The 26951-nt window shown below is 35.2% G+C and carries 29 protein-coding genes; 3 read left to right on the plus strand and 26 right to left on the minus strand.

Annotated features, from left to right (window positions below; translation table 11 throughout):
• Window positions 1-10 precede the first annotated feature (10 nt).
• Window positions 11-1180 (plus strand): M28 family peptidase, encoded by a 1170-nt coding sequence (locus BOQ62_RS14420; protein ID WP_129040555.1) that lies wholly within the window; start codon window positions 11-13, stop codon window positions 1178-1180.
• Window positions 1181-1256: 76 nt separating this feature from the next.
• Here the strand turns inward: BOQ62_RS14420 and BOQ62_RS22530 are convergent, their stop codons facing one another.
• The 21 genes from BOQ62_RS22530 to BOQ62_RS14520 all read right to left on the minus strand — a co-directional run bounded on the left by BOQ62_RS22530 (window position 1257) and on the right by BOQ62_RS14520 (window position 20711).
• Window positions 1257-1406, minus strand: coding sequence for a hypothetical protein (locus tag BOQ62_RS22530; RefSeq protein ID WP_164976754.1), 150 nt, complete (start codon window positions 1404-1406; stop codon window positions 1257-1259).
• The gene (locus tag BOQ62_RS14425) at window positions 1403-1648 is read right to left on the minus strand and encodes a hypothetical protein (RefSeq protein WP_129040557.1); all 246 of its coding nucleotides are present in this window, start codon (window positions 1646-1648) and stop codon (window positions 1403-1405) included. Before BOQ62_RS14425 ends, BOQ62_RS22530 begins: the two co-directional genes overlap by 4 nt.
• Window positions 1649-2361: 713 nt before the next feature.
• Entirely contained in the window at window positions 2362-4485 is a 2124-nt protein-coding gene (locus BOQ62_RS14430; RefSeq protein WP_129040559.1) for a TonB-dependent receptor, read from the minus strand.
• A 268-nt stretch (window positions 4486-4753) separates the two neighbouring features.
• A complete protein-coding gene (gene hisIE, locus BOQ62_RS14435) occupies window positions 4754-5341 on the minus strand; it encodes a bifunctional phosphoribosyl-AMP cyclohydrolase/phosphoribosyl-ATP diphosphatase HisIE (protein WP_129040561.1) in 588 nt (195 codons plus the stop codon).
• Window positions 5338-6090, minus strand: a complete 753-nt coding sequence (hisF, locus tag BOQ62_RS14440) for an imidazole glycerol phosphate synthase subunit HisF (protein ID WP_129040563.1) — start codon at window positions 6088-6090, stop codon at window positions 5338-5340. The genes hisIE and hisF overlap by 4 nt, the downstream gene beginning before the upstream one ends.
• Window positions 6083-6802, minus strand: coding sequence for a 1-(5-phosphoribosyl)-5-[(5-phosphoribosylamino)methylideneamino]imidazole-4-carboxamide isomerase (gene hisA / locus BOQ62_RS14445; protein WP_129040612.1), 720 nt, complete (start codon window positions 6800-6802; stop codon window positions 6083-6085). Before hisA ends, hisF begins: the two co-directional genes overlap by 8 nt.
• Before the next feature lie 2 nt (window positions 6803-6804).
• Window positions 6805-7383 (minus strand): imidazole glycerol phosphate synthase subunit HisH, encoded by a 579-nt coding sequence (gene hisH, locus BOQ62_RS14450; protein ID WP_129040565.1) that lies wholly within the window; start codon window positions 7381-7383, stop codon window positions 6805-6807.
• 2 nt (window positions 7384-7385) lie between these two features.
• Complete coding sequence (gene hisB, locus BOQ62_RS14455; RefSeq protein ID WP_129040567.1) at window positions 7386-8480, minus strand: bifunctional histidinol-phosphatase/imidazoleglycerol-phosphate dehydratase HisB; 1095 nt, start codon at window positions 8478-8480, stop codon at window positions 7386-7388.
• Between the two features lie 156 nt (window positions 8481-8636).
• Window positions 8637-9662 carry a histidinol-phosphate transaminase gene (gene hisC / locus BOQ62_RS14460; RefSeq protein WP_129040569.1) on the minus strand — a complete coding sequence of 342 codons (1026 nt, stop codon included), beginning with the start codon at window positions 9660-9662 and terminating at the stop codon, window positions 8637-8639.
• A 365-nt stretch (window positions 9663-10027) separates the two neighbouring features.
• Complete coding sequence (hisD, locus tag BOQ62_RS14465; protein ID WP_129040571.1) at window positions 10028-11302, minus strand: histidinol dehydrogenase; 1275 nt, start codon at window positions 11300-11302, stop codon at window positions 10028-10030.
• 323 nt (window positions 11303-11625) lie between these two features.
• Complete coding sequence (gene hisG / locus BOQ62_RS14470; protein ID WP_129040572.1) at window positions 11626-12483, minus strand: ATP phosphoribosyltransferase; 858 nt, start codon at window positions 12481-12483, stop codon at window positions 11626-11628.
• 245 nt (window positions 12484-12728) lie between these two features.
• A complete protein-coding gene (locus BOQ62_RS14475; RefSeq protein WP_129040574.1) occupies window positions 12729-13826 on the minus strand; it encodes a glycosyltransferase family 4 protein in 1098 nt (365 codons plus the stop codon).
• A complete protein-coding gene (locus BOQ62_RS14480) occupies window positions 13823-14599 on the minus strand; it encodes a polysaccharide deacetylase family protein (RefSeq protein WP_129040576.1) in 777 nt (258 codons plus the stop codon). The genes BOQ62_RS14475 and BOQ62_RS14480 overlap by 4 nt, the downstream gene beginning before the upstream one ends.
• 1 nt (window position 14600) lies before the next feature.
• Window positions 14601-15530, minus strand: a complete 930-nt coding sequence (locus BOQ62_RS14485; RefSeq protein ID WP_129040578.1) for a glycosyltransferase family 2 protein — start codon at window positions 15528-15530, stop codon at window positions 14601-14603.
• Between the two features lie 18 nt (window positions 15531-15548).
• On the minus strand, window positions 15549-16283 hold the full coding sequence (locus BOQ62_RS14490; RefSeq protein ID WP_129040580.1) for a class I SAM-dependent methyltransferase: 735 nt from the start codon (window positions 16281-16283) through the stop codon (window positions 15549-15551).
• Window positions 16283-17383, minus strand: a complete 1101-nt coding sequence (locus BOQ62_RS14495; RefSeq protein ID WP_164976755.1) for a glycosyltransferase family 87 protein — start codon at window positions 17381-17383, stop codon at window positions 16283-16285. The genes BOQ62_RS14490 and BOQ62_RS14495 overlap by 1 nt, the downstream gene beginning before the upstream one ends.
• A gap of 135 nt (window positions 17384-17518) precedes the next feature.
• Entirely contained in the window at window positions 17519-18331 is an 813-nt protein-coding gene (locus tag BOQ62_RS14500) for a 2,3,4,5-tetrahydropyridine-2,6-dicarboxylate N-succinyltransferase (RefSeq protein WP_129040584.1), read from the minus strand.
• 82 nt (window positions 18332-18413) lie between these two features.
• Window positions 18414-19025, minus strand: a complete 612-nt coding sequence (locus tag BOQ62_RS14505; RefSeq protein ID WP_129040585.1) for a methyltransferase family protein — start codon at window positions 19023-19025, stop codon at window positions 18414-18416.
• Between the two features lie 288 nt (window positions 19026-19313).
• Entirely contained in the window at window positions 19314-19685 is a 372-nt protein-coding gene (locus tag BOQ62_RS14510; protein ID WP_129040587.1) for a DUF2255 family protein, read from the minus strand.
• Window positions 19686-19794: 109 nt separating this feature from the next.
• The gene (locus BOQ62_RS14515) at window positions 19795-20124 is read right to left on the minus strand and encodes a LytR/AlgR family response regulator transcription factor (protein ID WP_185146801.1); all 330 of its coding nucleotides are present in this window, start codon (window positions 20122-20124) and stop codon (window positions 19795-19797) included.
• A 14-nt stretch (window positions 20125-20138) separates the two neighbouring features.
• Complete coding sequence (locus BOQ62_RS14520; protein ID WP_129040589.1) at window positions 20139-20711, minus strand: C40 family peptidase; 573 nt, start codon at window positions 20709-20711, stop codon at window positions 20139-20141.
• A gap of 154 nt (window positions 20712-20865) precedes the next feature.
• On the opposite strand from BOQ62_RS14520, the gene BOQ62_RS14525 reads away from it, so the two are divergent.
• The gene (locus BOQ62_RS14525; RefSeq protein ID WP_129040591.1) at window positions 20866-21504 is read left to right on the plus strand and encodes a hypothetical protein; all 639 of its coding nucleotides are present in this window, start codon (window positions 20866-20868) and stop codon (window positions 21502-21504) included.
• Between the two features lie 38 nt (window positions 21505-21542).
• On the opposite strand, the gene BOQ62_RS14530 is transcribed toward BOQ62_RS14525, so the two are convergent.
• Window positions 21543-21911 (minus strand): hypothetical protein, encoded by a 369-nt coding sequence (locus BOQ62_RS14530; RefSeq protein WP_129040593.1) that lies wholly within the window; start codon window positions 21909-21911, stop codon window positions 21543-21545.
• A 384-nt stretch (window positions 21912-22295) separates the two neighbouring features.
• Between BOQ62_RS14530 and BOQ62_RS14535 the strand changes: the two genes are divergently transcribed.
• A complete protein-coding gene (locus BOQ62_RS14535) occupies window positions 22296-22979 on the plus strand; it encodes a hypothetical protein (RefSeq protein WP_129040595.1) in 684 nt (227 codons plus the stop codon).
• A 468-nt stretch (window positions 22980-23447) separates the two neighbouring features.
• On the opposite strand, the gene arr is transcribed toward BOQ62_RS14535, so the two are convergent.
• The 4 genes from arr to BOQ62_RS14555 all read right to left on the minus strand — a co-directional run bounded on the left by arr (window position 23448) and on the right by BOQ62_RS14555 (window position 26792).
• Complete coding sequence (arr, locus tag BOQ62_RS24295) at window positions 23448-23855, minus strand: NAD(+)--rifampin ADP-ribosyltransferase (protein ID WP_410494201.1); 408 nt, start codon at window positions 23853-23855, stop codon at window positions 23448-23450.
• Between the two features lie 453 nt (window positions 23856-24308).
• A complete protein-coding gene (locus tag BOQ62_RS14545) occupies window positions 24309-25124 on the minus strand; it encodes a hypothetical protein (protein WP_129040598.1) in 816 nt (271 codons plus the stop codon).
• Between the two features lie 40 nt (window positions 25125-25164).
• Window positions 25165-25926, minus strand: a complete 762-nt coding sequence (locus tag BOQ62_RS14550) for a hypothetical protein (protein WP_129040600.1) — start codon at window positions 25924-25926, stop codon at window positions 25165-25167.
• Between the two features lie 74 nt (window positions 25927-26000).
• On the minus strand, window positions 26001-26792 hold the full coding sequence (locus BOQ62_RS14555) for a hypothetical protein (RefSeq protein WP_164976756.1): 792 nt from the start codon (window positions 26790-26792) through the stop codon (window positions 26001-26003).
• Window positions 26793-26951 lie beyond the last annotated feature (159 nt).

Consider the following 26951-nt stretch of genomic DNA (forward strand, 5'->3'; position numbering starts at 1 on the left):
TATTATTTATATGAAAAAATTCACAACACTTTTGTGCACTGCATTCGTGATGCAGTGCATCGGGGCTCAAAGCTTTATCCAGGCTTACAAAGACAGAGCGGATATGGTTACCCAGGCCAACATTACTGCCAATCTTCAGGAGTTTAGTAATTTAGGCGTAAAAACTACTGGTTCTGTAGCCAATACCAACACTTTGAACTGGATCAAAAATAAGTACACTGCTTATGGTTATACCGCCAGCCAGATTGTAGAAAGTCCGTTTACTTTCGGAAGTACGAGCTCCAAAAATTTAATTATTACCAAAACCGGAACGCTTTATCCTAATAAGTATGTCATTATTTGCGGGCATTTCGATACCATTTATGGTCCGGGGGTGAATGACAATGGCAGCGGAACATCCATTATTCTGGAAGCAGCAAGAATTTTAAGAAATGTCCCTACTGAATATTCCATCAAGTTCATCCATTTTTCCGGTGAAGAACAAGGGTTAAAAGGAAGCAGTCACTATGTGAATAATGTAGTATACCAAGGAGGTGTCCGCAAATTGGATATCAAACTGGTCATCAATCTGGATCAGGTAGGTGGTGTAAAAGGAAATAACAATAACACGGTGTACTGTGATGAAGATCAGGGAGGGGTTTCCAGTAATAATGCGGCCTCTGCCGCGGTGACTCAGCAATTGAGAAACTGTACAGCACTCTACTCTCCTCTTCAGACGGCTGTAGATCCGGCCGCTGATACAGATTATATTCCTTTTGAACAAAAAGGGGAAGTGATCACCGGATATTTTGAAAGAATCCGTAGCACCTACCCACATTCTTCAAAAGATACCTTTACCAATATGGATCCTGTATATGTTTATAATATCGGGAAGGCTACTGTAGGCGCTTTACAGCATTTTGCAACGGCAACTACCACAATGAGCAAAGCAGCTGCTAAAAATTCATTAGAGATGGTAAAAATCTATCCTAATCCTGCCCATAATGTCCTGAATATTGATTTACCTGATTCCAAAGAAGCTAATTTTAGCTTTGAAATCAATAATTCTTTGGGAAGATCTCTTCTGAAAGTAAATAATGAAAAAAAGATTGATGTTTCAAGTTTACAAAACGGAGTGTATATTGGCGTTTTGAAAGTAGGTGAAGAAACACTTGTTAAGAATATTATGATTGAGAGATAAAAGATCAAGCAACTTATATTAAAGAACAGCAGGAATATTCCTGCTGTTTTATTTTAGACGAACATGTTTAAATATTTTACTTCAAGCAGTTATTTTTTAGTGCCAGTTCTTTGATTTTAGAAACAATTGCCTTTTCATTAATAAAGCCATTTTTGATATCTGTTAATAATTCCTCCAGAGTTACTTTATAAACATCTGCTTCATTAAATGATAAAAAACGTATCATTCTTCTAATGCGTTATCAAAATCTCTAATCTCACAATAGGACAAATATTTCATCTGAGAAGCCAGCTCATTATGCTCATCTTTCTGTAATAAATTATCAGCAATATCAATAGTCCATTGATATTCTCCTAGCTTATACCAACAATTTGCCATAAACAATAATCTATAGTTTTCAGCTTTTGGAGACAGTCCATTTATATTTTGCAAAATAGTAACAGCAGGCATATATTGCCCATCATTCATTAGATCCTGAGCTTCTGTAACTCTTTAATCATATGTAAGAGTTTATTTTTTTAAGATTAAAAAACATTTTCCATTTTGGACAGGTATTAATTTCTTTCTTTTTATTAAGAAATATTCTTTTTTATTTATAGAAATACTATCATTTTTCCCTAATGCACTATGATATTGTGATGTCAGAAACAAAGTATCCTTTTTAACTGTCCAGACTCCGGAAAATTGTTCTACAGAACCAGGATAAATTAAAAGGAAGTTACTGTTTTTCTGAAGCAAAAGTATAGAACTTGGTGCATCAGTAACATAACAGATGTTCATATATTTCCCCAGCTTCAGTTGGGAATTATAAGTGGCAAATGAAAGAATAAAAAACAGTATAACTATTTTTCTCATGGTGTTGTTTCTATAAAAATTACTTAAAACATTTGATTCCTTTTCTTATTAAAAACATAATTAAGACCCCACCTATAAAAATTAAAAGAGTATTTTTTAAATCAACTCTACTCACCCCTTTGATAGATTGATCCTGAAATAAAAAAAGCAGGATCGGGATAAGACAAATTGTTGACCAAATTCCTAAAACATATTTCATTCTCTGCAATAATTCATTTAAATCCCTAAAATAAACATTATTTCAAAAATAGTAAGAAGCAATTTCACTAAAAAAACGAGCCCTTTTCGAAATAGAAAAGGGCTCGTTTTATAAAAAAGTATTAAGATTAATAATTAAAATTAAGAGAAACCGTATAATATCTTCCGTTTCCTCTTACATATTCTGCATCACGAGCGGTATACATCGAGGTAGGCGTAAAATAAGAGGTGTTGAAAACATTTTCAATTCCAAGTCCTATGGTAAGGAGTTTATTCAGCTTATAGCTTCCCTGAACATTGAAAAGGTTAAAGCTTTTGACAGGTCCTTCTCCTTCATCATACTTTCCAGAAGCGGCAGGCTCAAATTGATCTCTTTTAAATGAGTACATGTGATAAACTCCCAGCTGTAATTTCTGAGCTTTATCATTCCATTTAACAAAAGAATTCAGCCTTGCAGGTGCAATTCTTAAACCGCTTAAATATTTTTCGTAGCTGTTGTCATTTTTCACATCTACCTTTCCTTCCTGATAGGTGTAATTGGTTCCGATCGTTAATCCCTGTGTCGGGTAAATATTCACAGCTAATTCTACTCCGTTAATATACTGAGGTGCACGCAGCGGGGTCCAAAAACCGTTTACAGAAACCAAATCAGCTCCAAGTTTGGAATAATTATAAAAATAACTGGCTGAAAAATCTACATACTGTCCGATCTTACTGTTGAAACCAATTTCATAATTATCAATAACTACAGGATCGGTATTGATTTCACTCAGAACATTGCTCTTTGCATCTCTCAGCACACGTCCCAGATCATAAATATTAAATCCTCTGGAATAAGAAGTGAAGGGCTGGAAGAAATCAAATGCCACATAGCTCACACCTACATTATAAGACAGGTTTGAATAATTCAATCTTCCTCCTTCTACATTGAATGGAACATCTTTGTTAGAAGGCAACGTAGTATAATCCGGAACTTTTACGGACATTTTATCCCATCGTACTCCTGCCTTTACCGTAAGATCATCAGTAAGGAATAATTTTCCCTGTACAAAAGGGGCTACAGCAAGCATATCCATTTCAGGAACCCACATTCTTCCGTCAACCAGCGGCTGGCTTGTTTTTTCATCTAAAAGATCCAGACCATAAGTCAATGAACCTTTTAACCCTTTTTCTTTTCCAAATTCCGTATTAAAATCAGCTCTGAAACCGTATTTTTTCTCTAAAATGGCCGATTGTCCTCCTGTTTTCCATCTTGGAGCATTTCTGTAATCATAAATCGTATAAAAGTCCTGGAAATATAAGGTTGTATTGAGGGTAGTGTTACGAAAAATATTCTTATTAATATATTTAAGATATCCGTTGTGGTTATATCTTGTCCCTTCTTTTACGCCTTCTCTATCTCCCAATTTACCGGTAGAAGGCCGTTCGCCATATTTTCCAAGATCTAAAATATATTTGGAATCCTGCAAACTCGAATAGTAATTATACATCGCTTCCAATCTGTTATTCTCATTCAAATCATACCCTATTTTGGCAAAAATATTGTTGACGGCAGTTTCTCCCAATCCGTATCTTGGATTCTGGACTAATCCTTCACCATCTATTTTTACTCCGTTTTGGGTAAGAGTTCCATTTACAAGATAATCGAACTTTCCTGCTTTTCCGAAGAAACTTTGTGAAACTCTATATCCTGCGCCACCATCTGATTTGAACATTTTATTATTAAACAAATCATGGCTGGTGAATCCTAATACGGTTCTTCCTGAAAAAACTTTACCAGAAGTGCTTTTTTGGGTAATATAGTTAATGATCCCTCCTTCTGCGCCATTTCCATAAATGGAAGTCGCTCCTTTTACCACTTCAATTCTTTCTAATACAGAAGGATCAATGCTTCTGATTTCTCTGTCATTGTTACGTAAAGGACTGGATTGTGGAATTCCGTCAATCATGATCAGAACATTTCTTCCTCTTAACGTTTGCCCTCTGTTGCTCACCAGATTATTCCCAAATGCTAATCCAGGGACTTTATAAGCCAAAATATTACTGAGATCGGCAGAAATCAATGATTGCTCTGCAATTTCTTTTTTACTGATGATATTGACCGTAGAAGCTGTTTTCTTTACAATTTCCGGAGATCTTGATGCAGTAACAATTACTTCATCAAGCCTGTTCTGTTCTAATGAATCTCTTTTCTGGGCAGCAACTTGAGAAAATGCCACAAGGCTTCCGATTAAGAAAATAGATTTATTCATACTTAAGTTTTATTTAGAATAATTAAAAACAAAAGTACGGTTTTTAACAGGCTTTGAATTTTCGGTATTTTAACAACCTTTCGTTTGGTATAGTTTTAAATTAATTCATCAAATACATTTAAATAAAAATAATCCATTAATATAATTTCTAAAGTTTATTTTATCAACATCAACTGATAATCGTCATGTATGAAAACGTACAGCAATATACTTGCTTTTGTAATTTTTCTCTGTCTTAACGAAAAAACCTTTGAATTATTTCAAAGGTTTATTGATCTCTGTTTTTAAGAATTTCTTCAATCTCTTCCAACGAAAATCCTTTAGCTTTCAACAGAATCAGGAAGTGATACAGCAGATCTGCAGCTTCATTTTTAAAAAGGTCTTCGTTATTGTCTTTTGCTTCTATAACCAGTTCTACGGCTTCCTCTCCTACTTTTTGAGCTATCTTATTGATTCCTCTCTGGTAAAGTGAATAGGTATAAGAGTCTTCAGCTTTGGTATCTATTCTCTGAGAAATTTTCTCTTGTAGTTCATACAAAAAACCTTTAGCATTCTTTTCTCCAAAACAGCTGAAACTTCCTGTGTGACAAACTACATTCTTTGGAACAGCTTTAATTAAAATGGTATCCTGATCGCAGTCGATATCAATACTTTTTACTGTTAAAAAGTTACCGGATTCCTCACCTTTTGTCCAGAGTCTGTTTTTGGAACGGCTGAAAAAAGTAACAATTCCTTCTTTCTTTGTTTTTTCAAAAGCTTCTTCATTCATGTAGCCCAGCATCAAAATCTGCAGTGTTCTGTTGTCCTGAATGACTACCGGAACAAGCCCCTTATCTTTATTAAAATCTATGTTCATCGTACTTCTATTTTTTGAGTTTTTAACTGTCCTTTTAAATCCTGAATTCCTATTTCATTAAAATGGAAAATACTGGCTGCCAATCCTCCCGTTGCTTTTGTTTCATTGAATACTTTAATAAAGTCATCCACTTTACCAGCACCTCCGGAAGCAATCACAGGAATACTTATATTATCTGAAACCAGTTTTGTAATACGAAGATCAAAGCCATTTTTTGTGCCATCGCCATCCATCGAAGTAAGGAGAATTTCTCCTGCACCAAGAGACTCAGCTTTTTTTGCCCATTCCACTGTAGCAAGCTCTGTGGCTTCTCTTCCTCCTTTGATATGAACAAGGTCTTTATCACCAACTTGTCTCGTATCAATAGCCACCACAACGCATTGGCTTCCGAATTCTTGGGCCAGATCAGAGATCAGTCCTGGATTTTTTACTGCCGAGGAATTGATACTTATTTTATCTGCCCCCGCCTCCAAAAGCTTTCTTACATCTTCCACAGACGAAATTCCACCACCCACCGTAAAAGGAATACTTAGTTCTTTGGCAATCTCTTTTACCAATTCTACAAAAGTCTTCCTGTTTTCAATAGTTGCTGTAATATCAAGAAAAACAAGTTCATCTGCTCCTTCCTGTTCATATTTTTTGGCAAGTTCAACAGGATCTCCTGCATTTTTAAGATCTTCAAAATTGATTCCTTTCACCGTAGCTCCATCTTTGATATCCAGACATGGAATAATTCTTTTTTTAAGCATTTTCAATAAAATTTTGAAGTTGTTGTAAGCTTATTTTTCCTTCGTAAATTGCTTTTCCGATGATTGTCCCTGCACAGCCAATATCTTTCATTTTATACACATCAGCAATCCCTGAAATCCCTCCGCTCGCGACCAGCTGAACTGATGTTTTATATAAAATCTCAATATACAGCCCCGTTGAAGGACCTTCCAGCATTCCATCTTTTGCAATATCGGTGCATATTGTGGTTTGGATTCCTTTTTCCTGATATTGAAGGATAAAATCGATGATGTCATTGTCACTTTCTTCAAGCCATCCGGAGGTTTTGATTTTTCTGTTGTCACAGTCTGCTCCGAGAATAATTTTCTCACCATATTTTTGGATCATCTCATAGCAGAATTCAGGATTTTGCACCGCAATACTTCCTAAAGTGATCTGTTTTGCGCCAGAATTAAAAGCTGTTTTAATATCTTCCTGAGTTTTTAAGCCTCCTCCGAAGTCGATATGCAACGAAGTAGAACCTGCAATATTTTCCAGAACCTTTTGATTGACAATATGCTTTGATTTTGCCCCGTCCAGATCCACCAGGTGAAGAAACTTAATGCCGAAACTCTCAAATTCTTTCGCCACTTCTACAGGGTCTTCATTGTATATTTTCTTTGTGTTGTAATCACCTTTTGACAAACGGACACATTTGCCGTCGATAATATCTATAGCCGGAATTATTTTCATCATTATAAATTTATAAAGTTTTTAACGATCTGACTTCCCACAATGCCTGATTTTTCAGGGTGAAACTGTACTGCATAGAAATTGTCTTTCTGTAATGAAGCACTGAATGGCAGGATATAATCACAGACAGAAGTGGTAAAGTTTGAAAGCTCACAATAATAGCTGTGAACGAAATAAACATCATGACTCAATTCAATTCCTGAAAACAAGGGTGAAGTCTGCTCTGAAACGGTATTCCAGCCCATATGCGGAATAATATCTTTTGCCGGAAATTTTCTGACATTGATATCAAAAATCCCCATTCCCTCAGTATCTCCTTCTTCATTTCCTTTACACATGAGCTGCATTCCCAGACATATTCCTAAAACGGGCTGTGTAAGGCTTGGAATCAGGAGGTCAAGTTCCCTTTCCTTCAACAGTTTCATGGTGGATGAAGCTTCTCCTACGCCTGGGAAGATCACTTTGTCGGCTTTTAAGATTTGTTCGGGATCATCAGTAATCACAGATTCAACTTTCAGCCTGTTGAGGGCATTCTGGACAGAGTTTACATTTCCTCCGTTGTATTTTATTATGGCAATCATATTTATAAACTTCCTTTTGTAGAAGGTAAACTGTAATTACTATCGGATTGATTTACCGCCATCTTCACTGCTTTTGCAAAGGCTTTAAAGATGGATTCAATCTTGTGGTGTTCGTTATCTCCTTCTGCTTTGATATTCAGATTGGATTTCGAAGCATCCGTAAAGGATTTAAAGAAGTGAAAAAACATTTCCGTAGGTACATCCCCTATCTTTTCTCTTGTAAACGGAGCATCCCAAACTAACCACGGTCTGCCTCCAAAATCAATTGCTACCTGAGAAAGGCAATCGTCCATCGGAAGCAGAAAACCATATCGCTCAATTCCTTTTTTCTTTCCTAAAGCTTTTAAAATGGCTTCTCCCAACACAATTCCTGTGTCTTCAATGGTGTGGTGTTCATCTACAGCAAGATCTCCATTCACTTTAATGGTCAAATCCATATTTCCGTGTCTCGCAATCTGATCCAGCATGTGATCAAAAAAATGAAGTCCGGTTGAAATATCTGATTTTCCGTTTCCATCAAGATTGACTTCAATTTCAATATCTGTTTCGTTGGTTTTGCGGGAGACTTTAGCTTTCCTCATTCCGGATTTTAAGAACTGATAAATCTCCGACCATTGTGTTGTAGAAAGCTCAGCTTCATTATTTAAGTTTTGATTAAGGTAAATAGCTTTAGATTTCAGATTTTTAGCAAGTTGAACGTCCGTACTTCGATCACCAATTACATAGGAATTTTCCAGATCATAATTGCCATAAACATATTTACTCAGCATTCCGATTCCTGGTTTTCTGGTAGGTAGATTTTCGGATTCAAAGCTTTTATCAATTAAAATATCACTAAAAATGATCCCTTCATTTTCAAATGCCTGCATCATTTTTTCGTGTGGCTTTATGAAATCTTCTTCAGGAAAACTGTCGGTTCCCAGTCCATCCTGATTGGTTACCATCACCAGTTCGTAATCCAGTTCACTCACAATTTTTGCAAGGTTTTGAAAAACTCCGGGATAAAATTCAAGTTTTTCCAGAGAATCTACCTGGAAATCTGTGGGTGGTTCTATAATTAGTGTTCCGTCGCGGTCTATAAAGAGTACTTTTTTCATATATTTTTATTTTTTAAACCATTAAGTTGTTTTAAGTGATTAAGAATTATTAAGACCATAGCTAAAGCTATTAATTTAGCGATACGTTTTATTTATTTTTGATAAAACTTAACTTAACATTTCTTATTATCTTCATCTTTCTTAATGGTTTATAATTTATATTCCTTTTAAAAGGTTTATTAGTTTTTCATTTTCTGTACGAGTCCCCACGTTGATCCTGATACATCCCGGAATGGCCGGATCTCTTCTGCTGGTTAAGACTTCCTCTTCCAGCATTCTTGTATAGACACTGTCAACATTTTCCATTCTGATCAGAAAGAAATTAGCATCTGTGGAAAACACTTTCGAAATGCATTGAATTCCTTCAAACTGCTGTTTTAACCATGTTCTCTCTTCCAAAATACGGGTTACGTTCTCCTGAAGGCTGTTTTCTTGCTGCAATGTCTTTAAAATCAATTCCTGGCTCAAAACATTCACATTATACGGTGCTTTTACGGTATTGATAAGGCTGATAATCTCTTCAGACGCGTAAGCCATACCTACCCTTGCTCCGGCAATTCCCCATGCTTTTGAAAAGGTTTGCAGCACAATCAGATTAGAATACTTTTCTAAAAGCTCCAGACTTGATTTTTTTCCTGAAAATTCAATATAAGCTTCATCTACGACTACAATTCCGTTGAAATTCTGAAGATAAAATTCAATATCATCCACACTGTTTCCTGTAGGGTTATTGGGTGAGCATAAAAAGAAAATTTTCAGTGAAGGATCTTCTATTGCTTTTAAAAAATCTTTTTTTACAATTTCAAAGCTTTCATCCAGATCCAGCTTCAACACTTTATTCTCATTGATCGCTGCATAGAATCCATACATCGCAAATGATGGATTCATCATCAGAATGGCATCTTTTTTAGGCTCACAGAAAATTTTGATGATAAGGTCTATCAGCTCATCACTTCCGTTTCCTATGGCAATCTGTGAGGGAGAGACTTTTTTAAGTCCAGCAAGCTTGCTTTTAAGCTTTTTCTGAGTAGAATCCGGATAGCGGTTACATTCCCCGAACGGACTTTCATTCGCATCCAGCATAACAGGAGCATTAAATTCATTATGATCCCTGAAACTGATGTAGGGCTGTAATTGTAATATATTTTCTCTTACGAGTTCTTTGATACTGTTATTTTTCATTGTATTGACTTTCTTTAAAAAAAATTATTATAAAACCGTTTTTAAATCATTAAACTGGATTAGGTTATTAAGAATAATGAAGAAAATATCTTCCGATCTTTATTATGCAGTGAGCTGAATTCAAATGTTTTTGAATCTTAACTTTGCTTAAATGATTCATTTTTTTGATAAACGCAAGGGCGCAAAGTTTTTTAATTCTGTAACACTTTTTTAAGGCGCAAGAAAACCGAAGATTTTCAGCAAGGGTATGGGCTTTATTTTGTGTTTTTATATACATTATTCAATTTTATCGGAGATAAAATCCTTGCGTCTTAAAATGTGCTCCAATTATATTCTTCTTGCGTCTTTGCGTTTTCCAACATTTATCATTTTAATCTTATGGACACTGCATTTTTATGAGCAAACAGTCCTTCTGCTTCCGCCATAAGCTCTATTGTTTTTCCTAAGTTCTGAAGACCTTCTTTTGAAAGGTGCTGGAACGTTATTTTCTTCACAAAGCTATCCAGCGACACTCCACTGTAGTTCTTTGCATATCCATTGGTAGGAAGTGTGTGATTGGTTCCGCTGGCATAATCACCTGCACTTTCACAAGAATAGTTACCAAGGAAAACCGAGCCTGCATTCTGAACCATGGGAATATATTTTTCAAAATCTTTGATGGCCAGAATAAGGTGCTCCGGAGCATAAAGGTTGCTGAACGCAAGCGCTTCTTCCAGTGTATCAACTAAAATAAAAGAACTATTTCCCAAAGCCTTGCCTGCAAACTCATTTCTGGGTAAGTCTTTGACTTGCTGTTCAACAGCTCCTATCGTCTCTTCAAACACTTTAAGGTCTGTCGTCATAAAAACAACCTGACTGTCACTTCCGTGTTCTGCCTGTGAAAGAAGATCTGCAGCACAAAAGTCAGGAACAGCCTGCTCATCTGCTATGACAAGAACCTCGCTCGGTCCGGCAGGCATATCAATAGCGACACCATAACGTTGTGCATATTCTTTTCCTGCTACTACAAACTGATTTCCTGGTCCGAAAATTTTATTGACTGCAGGAATGCTTTCTGTTCCAAAAGTCATTGCTGCAACAGCCTGTGCTCCACCTGTTTTAAAGATTTCCGAAACTCCGCAAAGCTTTGCTGCATAAAGAATAGCAGGATTGATATTACCGTTTTTATCCGGAGGTGTACACAGCACAATTTCTTTACAACCTGCCAGATTTGCAGGAACTGCAAGCATTAACACTGTGGAAAATAAAGGAGCTGTTCCTCCCGGAATATAGATCCCAACTCTTTCTACAGCTCGGCTTTCACGCCAGCAGACTACTCCTTTTGTCGTTTCAATTTTCTGAATGTCCTGCTTTTGAGAAGCGTGAAATATTGAAATATTTTCTTTAGCCTGTTGAATAGCTTCTTTCAAGTCAGCCTTAATCCGCTTTTCTGCATCCTTAATTTCTGCATCAGAAACTTTAACGCTCTTAGTTTCTGCTTTATCAAACTTTTTGTTGAATTCTACTAAAGCTTCATCACCGTTCTTTTCAACTTCTGCGAATATTTCTGCAACCAGACCTGAAATTTCTTTCTGTTCCAAAACAGGGCGTTTTACCAAGCCTTTCCAGGTGTCTTTTGTGGGATATCTGTATATTTTCATTGTACTTTCTTAATTTTTTTTGAATCATTAAGATTCTTTTAAGTTGTTAAGTCATATTAAGATCATAGCTGAAGCTATTTTATTGAACTGCCTGATGCCTTAATAACTCATTTTTTTATGAACGAAAAGGCGCAAGTTTTTTAAATCTTTACTTTTTTAAGACGTAAGAAAATCTTAGATTTTCAGCAAGTGTTTAAGTATAGTTTTATGATTTAAAAATGGCATTCAATTTTATCGAAGATAAAATCTTTGCGTCTTAAAACAGTATTAACTTTATTTTCATTGCGCCTTTGCGTTGAACAACATTCACAATTATCAATTTTCTAAATAACCATTTTATCAATTGGAATGATTAGAATATCCTGCGCTCCATTTTCCTTCAGTTCATCAATAACATCCCAGAAGCGTTCTTCGTCAATAACAGAATGGATACTGCTCCAGCCTTCTTCTGCCAATGGAATAACTGTAGGGCTTTTCAATACAGGAAGAACTCCTGCTACTTTCTGGATTTTTTCATTAGGAACATTCATCAGAATGTATTTTGAATTTTTTGCTTTTAAAACAGACTTGATTCTGAATACGAATTTTTCAAGAATAGCTTCTTTTTCAGCCGATAATTGGGGTGTTTGAGCTAAAACAGCTTCCGATTTCAGCAATGTAACCGTTTCTCTTAATCCGTTTTTGAATAAGGTACTTCCGGAGCTGACAATATCACAGATCCCGTCTGCCAGACCAATATTAGGAGCGATTTCTACGGAGCCGGAAATAACGTGAATGTCTGATATGATTCGTTCTTTTTCTAAAAAGTTTTTAAGGGTATTTGGGTAGGAAGTGGCAATTTTCTTACCCTGGAAATAAGAGATGTCATCGGTTTCTACTTCTTTAGGAACAGCCAGTGAAACACGGCATTTTGAAAAACCAAGCTTTTGAACGGTCGTGATATTTTTACCTTTTTCAATCAGGAGGTTTTCACCAAGAATAGCCACGTCAACTACTCCATCTTCAAGGTATTGAGGGATGTCTGAGTTCCGAAGGTACATGATTTCCATCGGGAAATTATCTACTGAAACTTTGAGTTGGTCTTTACCGTTGTTGACGAAGATTCCGCAGTCTTTGAGAAGCTGAAGAGATTCTTCGTAAAGCCGGCCGCTTTTTTGGATTGCAATTTTTAATTTACTCATTTTGCCTTTTTTGGGTCCGAGCAAATAAAAACTGATCTATTGAAATTTCTGAGGAGAATTCAGGAAACAAAAAACCGTCTATTTACTCAGACGGTTTTAATTATTTTTGATTTTAGCACATACTTATATCAATCAATTCCGCCTAACAGAGATGATGATGATAATGATGTAATGCTAAAAATATTGGTTTCATTGTTTGAATTATGATGCAAATGTAGGATTTATTTTTAAAATGGAACGTTTTTTCAGATTAATTTTTGATAAAAACTCATCAGCTCCTTTGCAATGGGTTCGTCATTAAACTTCTGAACAAACTCGAAACCCTTTTCCTCACGGCGTTTTCTCTCGGATTCATTTTCCCAGAGAAATTTGAGTTTAGCCCGGATATCCTGATCATTATCAGGATTTACATAGACGGAGTCTTTTCCTCCGGCTTCCGGCAGACAGCTGGTATTGCTGGTAACAACAACCGTTTTTGAGAAAAGCGCTTCTATCACGGGGATTCCGAAGCCTTCAAAGAAGCTTGGATAAACAAAAATATCTGCCAGTTTATAGAGACAAGCCAGCTCATCCATAGAAACTCCTTCCAGAAAAAGTACCTGCTTTTCTATTTTATTTTTTTTCAGGAAACTTTCTATTTTTTTGTAATATTTAGTCTTTCTTCCCACTACAACGAGCGGAATTTCCGTACCGTTGATTGCTTTTACAACATTCAATAGGTTTTTGCGGTCTTCAATAGTTCCAACATTCAGTATGAACCTTTCAGGAAGCTTAAATTTCTCTTGTACAGCCTGCATCAATTCCGGAGACTGCTGTTCTTTAAAAGCATGATGGCATCCCTGATAAATAACTTCAATTTTAGTCTCAGGAACATTTAAATACTGGATAATATCTCTTTTCGTCTGCTGTGAAATAGCAATAATTTTATCAGCCGTATCAGCCGCTTTTTTAAATTTCCAAAAATGGATTTTTCTGTCAAAAAAAGAATAATACTGTGGATATCTTACAAAGATCAGATCATGAATGGTAACGACCTTTTTAATAGGTTTTGGATCCCATTTTAAAGGAAGTTCACCGGATAATCCATGGAAAATATCAGCCCCTTGTTTTTGGGCATCTTTACCCATTTTTAGTTGACGTGACAGGTTTCCTTTTGAGGTTTCAATAAAGTGAACATTAGGGCGTTCCAGAATATCTTTTCCGCGCTCCGATTTGTTTTTATTGAGTAACAGATATTCGTTATCCGGTTCATATTCGGAAAGGATTCTTACAAGATCTCTCGAGTAATTTCCCAGACCGGATGTATTATGGAAAAACCGTTTTGCATCAAAGGCAATCTTCATCGTTCTATCTGTTTTTGAAATTCCTGAAATGTTCCGAATGTATGTCCCTTTTCTTTCAGCCAGCCTACAAATGAATCAAATCTTTCCATCATTTCTTTCCCTGAGTTTTTTACCGTAAATCCAGGAAGTTTGAAGGCTTCATCTTTGATTTCTGCAAATTCCCACGGATGGAAATAAATGTTCAGATACTGATCTTTTTTCAAACAGTCCGAAGCCAGTTTTTTATAGAAAAATAAAGGAAAATTATGAAAACTCAGCCAAAATAAAGGAATTCTGAAATTAGGGGAAACCGAAGCTGGTACCTGCGTTACATTTCCTTCTTTGAAATAGGTTCTGGATACTTTCAAATTATTATATCTTCCCGGCAAAAACGTAGGATTGATGGATGAGTTGTAAGAATATCCTGCTTTTTCCACTTCTTTTTCGTCTACAGGCATCATTCTCGGCATTCTTAATCCGGTAACCTTTGTGGAGAATAATTCTTCCAGTTTTTCTCTTGATTCCTTCAGGTGCTTGTCTTCAAATTCTGAATGAAACCATGTATGAGAAGCAAGTTCATGTCCTTCATTTAATAGCCTTTCGATAAGGCACCTGCTGTTTTCTGCAAAAACTACTGTGGAAAAGAAAGTAGCTTTGGCATTATGTTTTTTAAGGATATTGAGAATTCTCTCTAATCCTGTTTGTGAAATTGAAATCTGCTTTTCAAAGGGAATTTCACCCTTATATTCTAATGGCATATCAAATTCTTCAATATCAAAACTCAATAAAACCATTCTAAAAATTTTTGTTTTTAATAATATAATTAGGTCTGTCTTTCACCTGTTTAAATATTTTACCTAAATAAATTCCCATGATTCCGAGGATGATCAACTGAAGTCCTCCGAAGAAAACAATGGTCATAATTAAGGATGCCCAACCTGAAATCTCAGTTTTGGCAATAAATGAATGAATAACATATGCTCCATATCCAATGACTGACAATGCCGAGAATAGAAATCCCAGATATGCTGCCAGGTATAGTGGTTTTACACTGAAAGCTGTGATTCCTGTAAAAGCGAAAGTAAACATCTTTTTAAGGTTATAACTGCTTTTCCCAGAGAGCCTTTCTGCTGCGGTAAAATCAATCCCTGCTTGTTTGAAACCCATCCAACTCGTTAGTCCTCTCAAGAATAAATCATCTTCATTAAAATTTCTCATGACTTCAACAGCGCCTGCATCCAACAGTCTGAAATCTGAACCGCCCCCTTTCGTTAAATTAACATCTGATAGGCTTGATAAAAGCTTGTAAAATAAGTCTGATGTTTTTCTTTTAAAAAATGAAATCTCTTTGGGATAATTTCTAAAAGTGAAAACAACGTCATTACCTTCTTCCCATTTCCTAATCATTTCAGGAATCAGTGCGGGAGGATGTTGAAGGTCTCCGTCCATAGAAATAACTGCATTTCCATGAGCGTTGTCCATTCCAGCTTTTACAGCGGGCTGATGGCCAAAATTACGGGAAAATTCGATGAATTTTACTTCCTCATATTGATTGGAAAGTTCTTCTAATTTTTGTTGCGTATTGTCTCGGCTGCCATCGTTTACAAATATGATTTCAAAGTCATAGTTCTTTAAACCATCAAAAACTTCTTTAATTTTCTGATGGATCATGGCAACGTTTCCTTCTTCGTTATAAGCAGGAATGACAAAAGATATTTTCTTCATTTCTTTGTTTCAGACTCATTAATAATCTATAATAACAGAATATCTACCAGAATGAACCGTTAGATTTTTAACAATCTGAACTTTCAGATCAAGCTCTTGACCTAAATTAGTAAAAAAGGATTCATTAATATGTAGCATTCCATTTTTCTTCGTATTCCTATAGTCTGAGAAAAATACATAAAATAAAAATTTAATAAAGTCTATCGTATGTCCCTTTCCTACACTATTCTTTATAATACTTTTCAAGTCTGCTATCACAGAATTATTTTCAGGAATAATATCCGCAAGAATACATCTGAATGACTGTTGACCACTCACCTTTTTTAAATATAAAATTAAATTTCTTACTTCATCAAGATCTTTATAATATTGAAGAACACTAAGCATGATTACTTTATTGATCTTCTTTTCTACTATAATCTGGTTATACCCATCATGGTCATAAGAATTATTGACACTAATACTCAGATTCTTCTGATCTTTATATTGTTCTTTACAAATTTCAATATATTTTTCAGAAATATCAATACCATGGATGAGTTCACATTTATCTTTAAGATAATCTATCAGAAATCCCGGCCCACAGCCTAAATCTAAAATATGATCATCAGGTTGTATTGGATATTTTTTATTCAGGGTTTTAGCAAAATAAAGAGTAGCCTGCTTCATTATAGAATCAAATCCTGTCGGATTTTTTTTCCAAAAAGATTCCCAGGTCGATTGATTCTGATCTATTAAAGTCTTATTATCCATTAAGCCATTTTTATTTTTTTTACAGTACTAAATTTATCGAAAAGCAGCCTATAAGCAACGTCAAACCATATAAAGATACACGGCACTGCTTTTAAAGCGTAAGGAATTACATATTTTTCTCGTATAGGCTTTGGAAAAAGATCTGTAGGAGATAAACTTGTAAGAATAATGGCAAAAACTAATAATGAAATGGTATAGGGATTTTTGGGAACAAGAGTAAACCATATGGCTATTCCCATAAAGCCTAAAATATAAGTAGGTGATTCTACATTCGTATTGAAAAGAACAAGGCAAAGAAATACATACGCCAGAATTAGAAATCTAAATGGAAAAAGTCTACACATTTTGTTTCTTAGTAATATAATAATCAATATAATTCCTGCAAAAGCACATCCATATAATACATTAATATATATTCCTGTTGTCTTTCTTATAAATCCTAAGAATGAAAGATCAGCCATTTGATTATTAAATTCATTGTCATGACTCTTGAAAATCAAAACGTTAAACCAATCCATATAACTTTTCATGACAAACTCAGGACTTGAAATCAACATCGGGAGACCGAAGAAAACAAGCAGGAAAGCAACAGCACTTAATATAAAAGTTATCTTTCTTTTTATAAATAGAAAAAATGCAAGTACTACAATACCATAGAGTTTGACTAAAAAACCTATAATAGCTACAAAAGCAGATTTTATAGGTTTTTGTTTTTCTATATAAGTAAAAGAAAGTAAAATCAGCCCAGTAATAGCAACATTAAATTGAAATGAAAGCAAAGCTGTCAAACATTCATGTAGTACTATCCAGGCGATGATCTTTTTATAAGTATCAGATATAGGAAGCGTAAAAATCCCATAAAGCAGTATCAATGCATTCAACAAGTTCCATAATGTCATTCCCAGCCAGTCAGGCATGAGAGCAAAAGGAGCGATAACCACTGAGAAAAATGGTCCGTAATGATTGCTGTCAAAATATTCTGCAGGATATTGTTCATATAAAGGTTTCTCCCATCGGGTATGCCAAAAAACATATTTAAATATCAGATAATTATTATATTTTGCATGAAAATACTGTTTTAAGGCAGATACTATAGCCAATAATATGTATAAAGAAATGATAACATATTTTTGGGACAGAAAAGAAAAAATACGATGTAAAAATGATTTAAAAGGTATTACCATAGAATGTTTTCGTATTGATTGACAGGCTACTTACAATAAATAATAGGCAACTTAAACTGCTACATTATTATCTCTCAATGCATCATTCAAAGATGTTTTCTTATCTGTAGATTCTTTTCTCTGACCAATGATCAGTGCACATGGAACCTGATATTCTCCAGCCGGATATTGTTTTGTATAGCTTCCGGGGATTACTACTGAACGAGCAGGAACTCTTCCTTTGATTTCAATTGGAGTATCTCCAGTAACATCAATAATCTTTGTAGAAGCTGTCAATACTACGTTTGCACCCAATACTGCTTCTTTTTCTACGTGAACTCCTTCTACAACAATACATCTTGAACCGATAAAGCAGTCATCTTCAATGATTACCGGAGCAGCCTGTAATGGTTCTAATACACCACCGATACCTACACCACCACTCAGGTGAACATTTTTACCGATCTGTGCACAGCTTCCTACTGTTGCCCAAGTATCAACCATTGTTCCGGAATCTACATAAGCACCAATGTTTACATAAGATGGCATCATAATGACTCCCGGAGCAATATAAGCTCCTTCTCTTGCCACGGCATGGGGCACAACTCTCACTCCTTTTTCAGCATAACCTTTCTTCAAAGGCATTTTATCATGAAATTCAAACGGACCTACTTCAATAGTTTCCATTTTCTGAATCGGGAAATACATTACTACTGCTTTCTTCACCCATTCATTTACCTGCCAGCCATTTTCTGTAGGTTCTGCAGTACGAAGTTCACCTTTATCAACTAAAGAAATAACCTCTCTAATCGCCTTTTGGCTGTCTTCATTTTGTAATAAATCTCTATTATCCCAGATATTTTCAATAGTTTGTTGTAACGACATGTTTCTTATTTAAATTAGTTTGAAAAATTATACCTGCCAAAGATACAAAAAAGTTCAGCAAAACAGTTTTTAACATGATGTTTTAATACAGGTTCAGCATACGCTTTACCCTCTTTTTATAGGTCTGATAGATTTCTCCGTGTTCTTTTATAAGATACTCTTCTTCAAGCCTTATCTGAATCTGTATCAAAATACTTCCCATCAGAAGAAAAAACAAAGCAATTATAGTTGGAAAAACAAGAAAAAACCCGATAAGACTGATGATCATTCCAAGGAATATAGGATTTCTTGAAAATCTGAATAATCCATGAGTGACCAGCTTAGTTTTCATTTCAATATCAATTCCAATACGCCATGAATCTTTCATCTGTATCTGGGCTATAACCACCCAGACAAATGCCGTTATCATCAATATCAATCCTGTATACTGAAAAAACGGATATTCCAGAAGTTGAATTTTAAATGCCGGAAATACAGATTCCGGGAACCACAAAAGAAGCATAACATATGCAAACAGCGCCAGTAGAATCAATTTAAAATATAATCCTACCAAAGCATAAGCTGAGCCATCTCTTGGAAGAACGTTGGGATTTTTGCCAATCTGTTTTGCTACTTTAACGCTAATTCCTAAAAAAGAAATGGTAAAAAACAACAGGAAATAGGAAGGAATAAAGAATCTAATGAAATCTGCCATATAATTAGTTTTTGGACAAATTTGCTGAGTTTTGCAATGCAATACTATTGCAATGATTGCTTGCAGAAAAATTACAATGAGAAACGTAAAAATTCCCCTCCTCCGGAGGGGTGGCGAAAATTCAAAGAATTTTTGACGGGGTGGTGAAAGAGTATGATAATATAAGTTTTGGCTAAAGACAATTGATTGATTTCTATTTTATTGAACGGGCTTTAGCCCGTTCCTATTGAATATCTTACCCATTATTATCTCGCAGATTGAGTAGATTACACAGATTTTCACATCTCTTTACTTCAAAATAATAAACTCCATTGTTTTGGTAACATGTTTTTCCTGAATTATTCCCTGTGAATATTGAATATTATGACCGGAATTATATTTTGTCAGATAAGCCTGATTAATTTCGTCTGTAAGTTTATTGATATCTTCCGGAATGATCGCTTTTATAGGATAAATCGTTTCACCACATTGGATTTTTCCTGCAGAATCTTCTAAAAAAGCATTGTACCAGCTTCTTTCGGCAAGTCCCCACGATCTTGCGAAAATCCGGTTTTGGACTACAACCATCCATATTTCCAGGAATCCCGGTCTTTGATGTCCGGCTTTTATTCCGATAATCGTATTATTTTGAATATAATTTAATGCTGTTTCTTTATTCATTGTCTTAATTTTCTATAAAACTAAAACATGAAAAGTGGAATGAAAACTTATTTATGTATCCTGTCAGAAATATGATGCAGTTAGATCCTTTTCTGATGTGATGAGTTTTCTAAAGCATCATATTACCAAGAGCTGTCTGTAGACATTCTTTGTAGCTTTTGGCGACTGTAATTTTTAAATCACCACAGAGCAAGTGATTATCTTCAAAAGATTCAATATTTGTCAGATTAACAATGTATGAATTGTGAACACGCATAAATTCGTCCGGAAGACTTTCGATAAGGTCTTTAAGCGTTTTGTAATAAATATATCTTTTGTTGTCTATGGTATGAACTTCCACATAATTCCCTAATCCCTTAATAACACTGATATCGTTAAAGAAAAGCTTGATCAGCTTTTTATCTGTTTTAATGAAAGCAAATGTCCGGTTTTCTATCATTTTAAGAAGATATTTTACAGCACTCTTTGAGCATGAAGATAGGCCTTATTCCAGTATTTCTCGTTCAGTGAAGAAATCATCACCCCTTTTGAGGTAGAAGCATGAATGAATTTCACTTCTCCGTCAGGACCAATATCATGAACGATTCCTACGTGAGAGACTCTGCTTCCTCCTGCTGTTGCAAAAAACAACAGGTCGCCAGGTTTCACTTCTTTAATATCAATGTTTTTCCCAGCTTCGGCCTGATCAGAAGATCTTCTCGGAAGATTAAAATCATTTTCTTCAAATACTTTTACGGTAAACCCTGAACAGTCAAATCCAGATGATGTATTTCCTCCAAATTTATACGGTGTTCCGATATATTTTTCAGCATCTTTAAGAATATCATTGATGGATCTGGAGACATTTCCATTAAATTTTGAGTCCAGTTTTCTGAGATTCTCAGATTTTGCGACAGTCTTCGTATTTGATTTTTTGCTGCCAGAAGCATTTTTCGAAGATCCGCAGGAAACCACAAAAACAGATGTTGCCAGTACAATAGCCATCTGCTTGATTTTAATTTTTTGTTGAAATAATCCCGTTCCCATATTCTTCTGATTTATAATTAATTAACAAAACATATCACAAATATACATTTTATATTTTAATTATGGTATAACTATACTACAACTATATTATAAATATATGTTAAAATTTTGATTTTCATTATTTATTGGTATATTTGATTTCTATTTTGAAGATATGGCAACCTATGAAAGTATAATCAAGATCACCGGAGCTGTGGGCGATCTGGTATTTTATAATCTGAACGGGAAAAATGTGGTTCGGAAGAAAAGCGGGTTTAATAAAACAGCTTTTAAAAAGAGTGCATCGTATGAAAAAGTACGACAGAACAGTTCAGAATTTGGGCACTGTTCAAAAATCGGAAAGATTATTCGTAAGAGTCTGGAAATCTACATCAAAGAAGCAGGTGATCCCCTCCTCTACCAGAAGTTTGCAAAACTGATGACGGCCATCAAAGATTTAGATAAGGTTTCTGAAAGAGGAAAACGAACAGTTGGAAATGGGCTAAAAACTGAAGAAGGCAAAAAACTTTTGAGAGAATTTCAGATGGGCACCATCCAGAATGTTTCTGATTGTGTAAGAATTCAGGGTCAAATGCTTTATAAGAATGAAGAGTGTACTTCAGATCAGACAATGGTTATCACTATAAAATTAGATTCCGAAAACTATAAAACGGAATGTGCTGAAGAGATAATTAACTGGAATAAGGAAAAGAAAAATTCTTTTAAAAAATATTTTTCCGAAAATGACCTCCTGCTCCATTTCGTAGTATTGAAGAATGAGAAAAATGAAATTACCCATATGGGGTTTGTATAAATAAAAAGTCTGCAGTAGATTCTGCAGACTTTCTTGTTTTATTTCTTTTCTCCTTTCCAGCTTCCTGATATTGCAGGGGTTGGAAGTGAGTTGGACCAGTTTCCGTTTCCTTTTTTATCTGTTGTTAACGTTCCTTTGAATTCTCCTTTTGATGGAAGTCCTAATGTTGCGTTAAGATCTCCTGTTTCACTTAAATTTCCGGAAATATTATAGTTTTCATTATTGACATCGGAATGCATAGTTCCTACCACTTTACCACTTTTATCTACTACAAAGTTCCAAACTCCTTTGTCACTTCCTTCATAAGAACCAGACCATGTTCCTACATAATCATAGATGGTATCATCATCAGAGCTGCAACCGATAAATAAAAATGCCGTAAATAAAAGTAAAAAAAGTTTCTTCATAGTTTCAGTAGTTTTATAACCTAAAATCCTGTTATTCTCTATATATTTTTCCTTTAAAAGTTCTTTTACAGAGAATAGTGTTTAATATTTATTATTTTTTTGTTCCGTGCAAATCTACTAATTTTTTCTTCAAATTGTCTGAATTTTAATTAGTGCTCAATATGTTTATTAAAAAACAACATATTTTGGCTAAAATACAAATATTTTTCAAACAAATACAAGGTGTTTAAATTTTGAGTTATTTTAAAAATAAACTCAAAAACAAATATTATTATACTCAATATTTGTTTACAATTACTTTATATTAGATTTCAGGCTATTTTTATTTCTATTTTGAAGATATTTCTTACCTTAGTGAAAAATTTAACCTTTTCAAAAAATAACATGAAAACAAAAACATCCTTTTTGGCAGCTTTTGCTATTTGTGGTAGTTTATCAGCACAGGTTGGGATTAATACTTCCACCCCAACACATACATTAGATGTAAATGGTCTGGTAAGAGTAAGAGCGCTTTCGAATGCTGAAAAAAAAATTGTTGCAGCTGATGCAAGCGGAGTTTTAACCTTGATTTCACCTGAAGAGATTTTTGCTCCCAAGGCATTATTAAACACCTCTATGTCTGCTACGGAGCAAAGGCTTACTATTTATGAAGGAAAATGCTTTCAGCCTATTGATAATGCGTCTTCCTGTACCATTTCTATCAATCATTATACTTCCTGTGCCGGATTCAGTAACCCTGTGGATACTCAAATTGTAGTTGGGCAGGGAATTAATACAAGTAACGGACAGTTTTTAGGTACCTGGACCGCCAGATATATTGATAACAAAGGATTTTTCGGTACGGCACCTGTTGTCAATCAAACAGCACCTGATTATCCCAGGATTTCTTATCCGAGCGCCAATACAGTCAACTATTTAGGAAGCGGAAATTTTGCCGGTCAGTGTAATACCGATATTATAACCACCATTAACCAGACTACCGGAGATATAAAAGTAGAGTCTGTGAAGCGAAGCATGTATGCACACCTTGTATACCTTATTAATATTGCCCGTTCCAGATCTTTATAATACTCGATATTTGATTTCAAAAAAGACAGCCACACTATTTTCATTGTGGCTGTTTTTGTTTTTACTCAATAAAATCCTATTTTTCAGAGTGTAGATAATTTATTTTTTATTTTGAACATATTCGTGTGAACAGTCATGCAGGCTTGCAAGTCATCAAAAACTCCTACTGATCTGCACTCATAATGACATCCAATTTTACATTGAACCACCGGAATTGCTTCGCCCCTAACCAATTTTAATTGCTCTTTTGAAATTTTTTATGATTTTAAAATGTTTAGTTCGTCCCAAACATAGGAATATTCCTCAGATAGAGAATTACTTTGTAAAAAAAATATCCAATAGAAAAATCTCTAACCGAGAGACTCCAACTATTGGATAAATGAAAAACTTGTTTCAAATCTATGAAAAGATTTATCCGGTACTTTATGAGTATAATCATAATCCGAAGTGTTCATTATTACTGAAGAACTAATTGATGATTTTTCCTTCATTATTATCTAATTTTTCACGAAATCTTTGAAGATCCTCAGGGTTTGGTCTGTCCCATTCTTTAACTTCTCCAATAATTTTCAGGGGCATTTCCGAGCGGTAAGAACGGGTTGGATTTCCGGGAAACTTCTTATCTGTTACATTGGGATCATTTTCAAAATTTCCTGTTGATTCCACAATATATACTCGCTCTGCTCCATCTCCTTTAGCCAGTGCTGCAGCAAGTCCTGCCCCATTGGCTAAAGCAGTGAAGTAAATATGGTTCATTTTTAATTCCGATTGATAATTAGAATTTCCGCCCGCTGTCAACAGGTCTCCAATTTGTAAATCAGCTTTTGTTCCGTGGTAAAAAGGGCCTTTATCGGAAGGATGATTTTTATGCAGTATAGATAACTCTGCATTCTTTTTTGATTTTTCTGTATCACCTAAATCCTCGTGGCATTTGGAGATATTCAGATAAAGAGAAGGCAAAGCACTTTTAACAGTATCATCATTGATTTTAAGGGCAAATTCTAAAGAAGTTTCTAGCCATTTTAAACGATCAGAAAGGGTTTTCTGATGACGCGCTGCATAATGAGCCGCCAGAAATTTTTCATGATTATCTGAAGCTTCTTCCCAGGCTTGCAAAAATAATTGAGCCGCTTCTTCAGGCATTCCTTTGTCTTCAAAACTCATCCCTTGCAGGCAAAGCTTAATCACCGGATTAAAAGGGGAAAATTCCATGCTTTTTTTTTCAAATCTAGGTTATTCTGTTGGAATAGTTCAATTTAAAAATAGATTAAAGTATTGACAATAAAAAAAATTCTACAAAATTTAAATTTTGTAGAATTTATAGCCTATCTATTTTATAGGCGTTATTCTTATATTAATGGCATCACGGTTACCTGAGCCAAATGTTAGCCTAAAAGCAGTTCCACTTGCACCGGCACCGTTTACTGTAAGAGTATAATTTCCCGCAGGTAAAGTTAAAATAGAACGGGGAACAAGATAAAAATTACCTGTTGCAACAAATGTTGCAAAGCTATTAATATAAGTTAGTGAAGATAATCCAAATACACTATTAGTAGGGATACCTGTGGGTGCACTCGTAAATGAATAATATAGCGTACATAATTTTACTACATTATCCGTTATTCCGGCTCCTGCAGATCCCTGTGCAATGCCTGAATTGGTAAAAACCACAGAAATATTAGAATTAAATTCCACTAAAGAAGTTTTATTTAAAGTAAATGATTGGGTTGCCAAAGTAATGGTGGATATAGAACCACTGGTTGTAGCTGCCGAGACATCTAAAATTGTAGCGGCAAGTGCATCACCGTTTATTATACCACCAGAAACCATCATTTTTTCAGACCAGGCAGATTTTCTCTGCCACTGGCTTCCGTCATTATAATATTCTCCAGGGTAAACAGGATTAGCTTCTACAGAATTATTGGTTGCTGTATTGTATACAACCATTCCAGCTACATGAGCTGAAAGTGGTGACGGGTTATTGGTTGCGGTAAGAGCCACTCTGGGAAGCAATAAGCCTTTATTGGTACTGCTTATATCAAGCATTGCATTGCTGTTGGGTGAAGCAAGGCCTATTCCCACCTGTGCCGCCATCGGGGATGAAACACCTAAAAAAGTAATTAATGTAAGAAGTAAATTTTTCATTGGTTCTGTTTTAGTCAATTTAAATTCATTATTCCCCCTTTTATTTTGTCGGAGTGGCTTTAATCTGAGCAAGATCACGAATACCCGATCCATAATTAACTCTAAATGCAGTGGCCCCAGATGCCGATCCATTTAAATTAACAACATAACTTCCTGCTGGTAATTGGAGTACAGCATGAGGCGATGTATAAAGATTTCCTGTAATGGTGGTTATATTAGCTGTAGTTGCATTCATATAAGTCATTGTACTGTCTCCAAATGGTGTATTGACAGCTATTCCGCTGGGTGCAGAAGTAAATATGAAATTGACAGTAACTAATTTTACAGAGGAATCACCTACCGGAACATTACTATCTCCGTTTGCTGTAAAAGACATCGATATATTTCCTCCAAATTCTACGCTGGAAGGTCTGTCCAAAGTAAAAGAAAAAGTAGTTAATGTTGTATTGACAGTACTGCCAGCTGAAATATCGACAGGAATAGATGAAAGTAAATCAGCAATAGTGCCTCCTGCTATCATTCGTACATCATTTAAAGCTGAGTTTCTCTGCCATTGTGTTCCATCATTATAATATTCGCCAGGATATACCGGATTGGCTGCTACAGAAGTATTAGTTGCTGTATTGTACACCGTCATTCCGGCTACATGGCTGGTAAGCGGTGCTGAATTATTCGTGGCTACCAATGCAACTCTAGGTAATAAAAAACCTTTATTAGTACTTGTGATATCCAATTGCGCATAGGAATTTGGACTTGACAATCCTACCCCAACCTGTGCATTTGTAACTAAATAAAAACCCATGAATATCAGCGTGGCATATTTCTTTTTTTCATATTTTGATTTTTAGTGGTGCTTAAAATATAAAAGTATTCTGATTACTGTAATGGAGTTGCTTTAATATTGATCATATCACGGGTTCCTCCTCCGTATCCTATTCTGAAAGCTGTCCCGCTTAAAACAGAGCCTCGTAAGTTTAAAACATAGCTGCCTACGGGCAAAGTAACTACTCCATATGGATTCACATACACATCTCCAGTTACGGTTCCGGCAGCTGAAAGTGAATTGGTATAGGAAGTGGAATGATCTCCAAAAAATGCAGTTGTAGATACTCCTGAAGGAGCTGTTGTGAACTGAAAATTAACCGTACATAATTTGACAGCTCCATCTGACAATGGGGTCGTATTACTCCCGGAAGCTGTATACCTAGTAGAAACATTAGCACTGAACTCTACCGTTGAAGGTCTGTCTAAGGTAAAAGAAATAGTGCTTAGTACTGTACTTAAAGAAGTTTGGGCGGCAACATCTGCCGTGATCAGCGAAATAGGGTCATTGATGCTTCCTCCGGTAATTGATCTGACATCATTCCATGTAGATTTTCTTAGCCATTGAGTTCCGTCATTATAATATAATCCCGGATATACAGGGTTGGAGGCCACAGAAGTATTAGTCACTGTATTGTAGACTGTCATTCCGGCAACATGGGCTGAAAGTGGAGAGGCACTATTGGTAGAAACAAGAGCAACTCTCGGAAATAAAACTCCTTTATTCGTAGTGGTTACATCCAGCATGGCATTGGCATTGGGAGAAGCTGTTCCAATTCCAATTTGTGCCCTTATAATGGAAAAACCGACAAATAAAAAAGGAACTATAAAATTCACTGTTTTCATTGTTATATAATTGCATTAGTTTTTATGATAAAAGATCTCTTTAAAAGTATTTACGAGTTAAATCCTTATTCGGTTTTTATTTTTTTAACAAAATAACGAATAAGGATATCATTAATAACAATAGATATAAGATTTTTTCATTCATTTTTTACAAAAATG

Source organism: Chryseobacterium sp. CH21, assembly GCF_004119445.1.
In the GTDB taxonomy this organism is placed as follows: Bacteria; Bacteroidota; Bacteroidia; order Flavobacteriales; family Weeksellaceae; genus Chryseobacterium.

Excerpts from the sequence above, each read along its gene's own strand:
- BOQ62_RS14475 (WP_129040574.1), bottom strand. The coding sequence starts at position 13,826 with ATGAAGATTGCCTTTGATGCAAAACGGTTTTTCCATAATACATCCGGT.
- hisB (WP_129040567.1), bottom strand. The coding sequence starts at position 8,480 with ATGAAAAAAGTACTCTTTATAGACCGCGACGGAACACTAATTATAGAA.
- hisF (WP_129040563.1), bottom strand. The coding sequence starts at position 6,090 with ATGCTTAAAAAAAGAATTATTCCATGTCTGGATATCAAAGATGGAGCT.
- hisA (WP_129040612.1), bottom strand. The coding sequence starts at position 6,802 with ATGAAAATAATTCCGGCTATAGATATTATCGACGGCAAATGTGTCCGT.
- BOQ62_RS14525 (WP_129040591.1), top strand. The coding sequence starts at position 20,866 with ATGGCAACCTATGAAAGTATAATCAAGATCACCGGAGCTGTGGGCGAT.
- BOQ62_RS14510 (WP_129040587.1), bottom strand. The coding sequence starts at position 19,685 with ATGAATAAAGAAACAGCATTAAATTATATTCAAAATAATACGATTATC.
- BOQ62_RS14425 (WP_129040557.1), bottom strand. The coding sequence starts at position 1,648 with ATGAATGATGGGCAATATATGCCTGCTGTTACTATTTTGCAAAATATA.
- BOQ62_RS22530 (WP_164976754.1), bottom strand. The coding sequence starts at position 1,406 with ATGATACGTTTTTTATCATTTAATGAAGCAGATGTTTATAAAGTAACT.
- BOQ62_RS14500 (WP_129040584.1), bottom strand. The coding sequence starts at position 18,331 with ATGTCGTTACAACAAACTATTGAAAATATCTGGGATAATAGAGATTTA.
- BOQ62_RS14505 (WP_129040585.1), bottom strand. The coding sequence starts at position 19,025 with ATGGCAGATTTCATTAGATTCTTTATTCCTTCCTATTTCCTGTTGTTT.
- BOQ62_RS14430 (WP_129040559.1), bottom strand. The coding sequence starts at position 4,485 with ATGAATAAATCTATTTTCTTAATCGGAAGCCTTGTGGCATTTTCTCAA.
- hisC (WP_129040569.1), bottom strand. The coding sequence starts at position 9,662 with ATGAAAAATAACAGTATCAAAGAACTCGTAAGAGAAAATATATTACAA.
- BOQ62_RS14515 (WP_185146801.1), bottom strand. The coding sequence starts at position 20,124 with ATGATAGAAAACCGGACATTTGCTTTCATTAAAACAGATAAAAAGCTG.
- hisIE (WP_129040561.1), bottom strand. The coding sequence starts at position 5,341 with ATGAACATAGATTTTAATAAAGATAAGGGGCTTGTTCCGGTAGTCATT.
- hisH (WP_129040565.1), bottom strand. The coding sequence starts at position 7,383 with ATGATTGCCATAATAAAATACAACGGAGGAAATGTAAACTCTGTCCAG.
- BOQ62_RS14485 (WP_129040578.1), bottom strand. The coding sequence starts at position 15,530 with ATGAAGAAAATATCTTTTGTCATTCCTGCTTATAACGAAGAAGGAAAC.
- BOQ62_RS14420 (WP_129040555.1), top strand. The coding sequence starts at position 11 with ATGAAAAAATTCACAACACTTTTGTGCACTGCATTCGTGATGCAGTGC.
- BOQ62_RS14555 (WP_164976756.1), bottom strand. The coding sequence starts at position 26,792 with ATGAAAACAGTGAATTTTATAGTTCCTTTTTTATTTGTCGGTTTTTCC.
- BOQ62_RS14480 (WP_129040576.1), bottom strand. The coding sequence starts at position 14,599 with ATGGTTTTATTGAGTTTTGATATTGAAGAATTTGATATGCCATTAGAA.
- hisD (WP_129040571.1), bottom strand. The coding sequence starts at position 11,302 with ATGAAAATATACAGATATCCCACAAAAGACACCTGGAAAGGCTTGGTA.
- hisG (WP_129040572.1), bottom strand. The coding sequence starts at position 12,483 with ATGAGTAAATTAAAAATTGCAATCCAAAAAAGCGGCCGGCTTTACGAA.
- BOQ62_RS14535 (WP_129040595.1), top strand. The coding sequence starts at position 22,296 with ATGAAAACAAAAACATCCTTTTTGGCAGCTTTTGCTATTTGTGGTAGT.
- BOQ62_RS14550 (WP_129040600.1), bottom strand. The coding sequence starts at position 25,926 with ATGGGTTTTTATTTAGTTACAAATGCACAGGTTGGGGTAGGATTGTCA.
- BOQ62_RS14520 (WP_129040589.1), bottom strand. The coding sequence starts at position 20,711 with ATGGGAACGGGATTATTTCAACAAAAAATTAAAATCAAGCAGATGGCT.
- BOQ62_RS14545 (WP_129040598.1), bottom strand. The coding sequence starts at position 25,124 with ATGAAAAATTTACTTCTTACATTAATTACTTTTTTAGGTGTTTCATCC.
- BOQ62_RS14530 (WP_129040593.1), bottom strand. The coding sequence starts at position 21,911 with ATGAAGAAACTTTTTTTACTTTTATTTACGGCATTTTTATTTATCGGT.
- BOQ62_RS14490 (WP_129040580.1), bottom strand. The coding sequence starts at position 16,283 with ATGGATAATAAGACTTTAATAGATCAGAATCAATCGACCTGGGAATCT.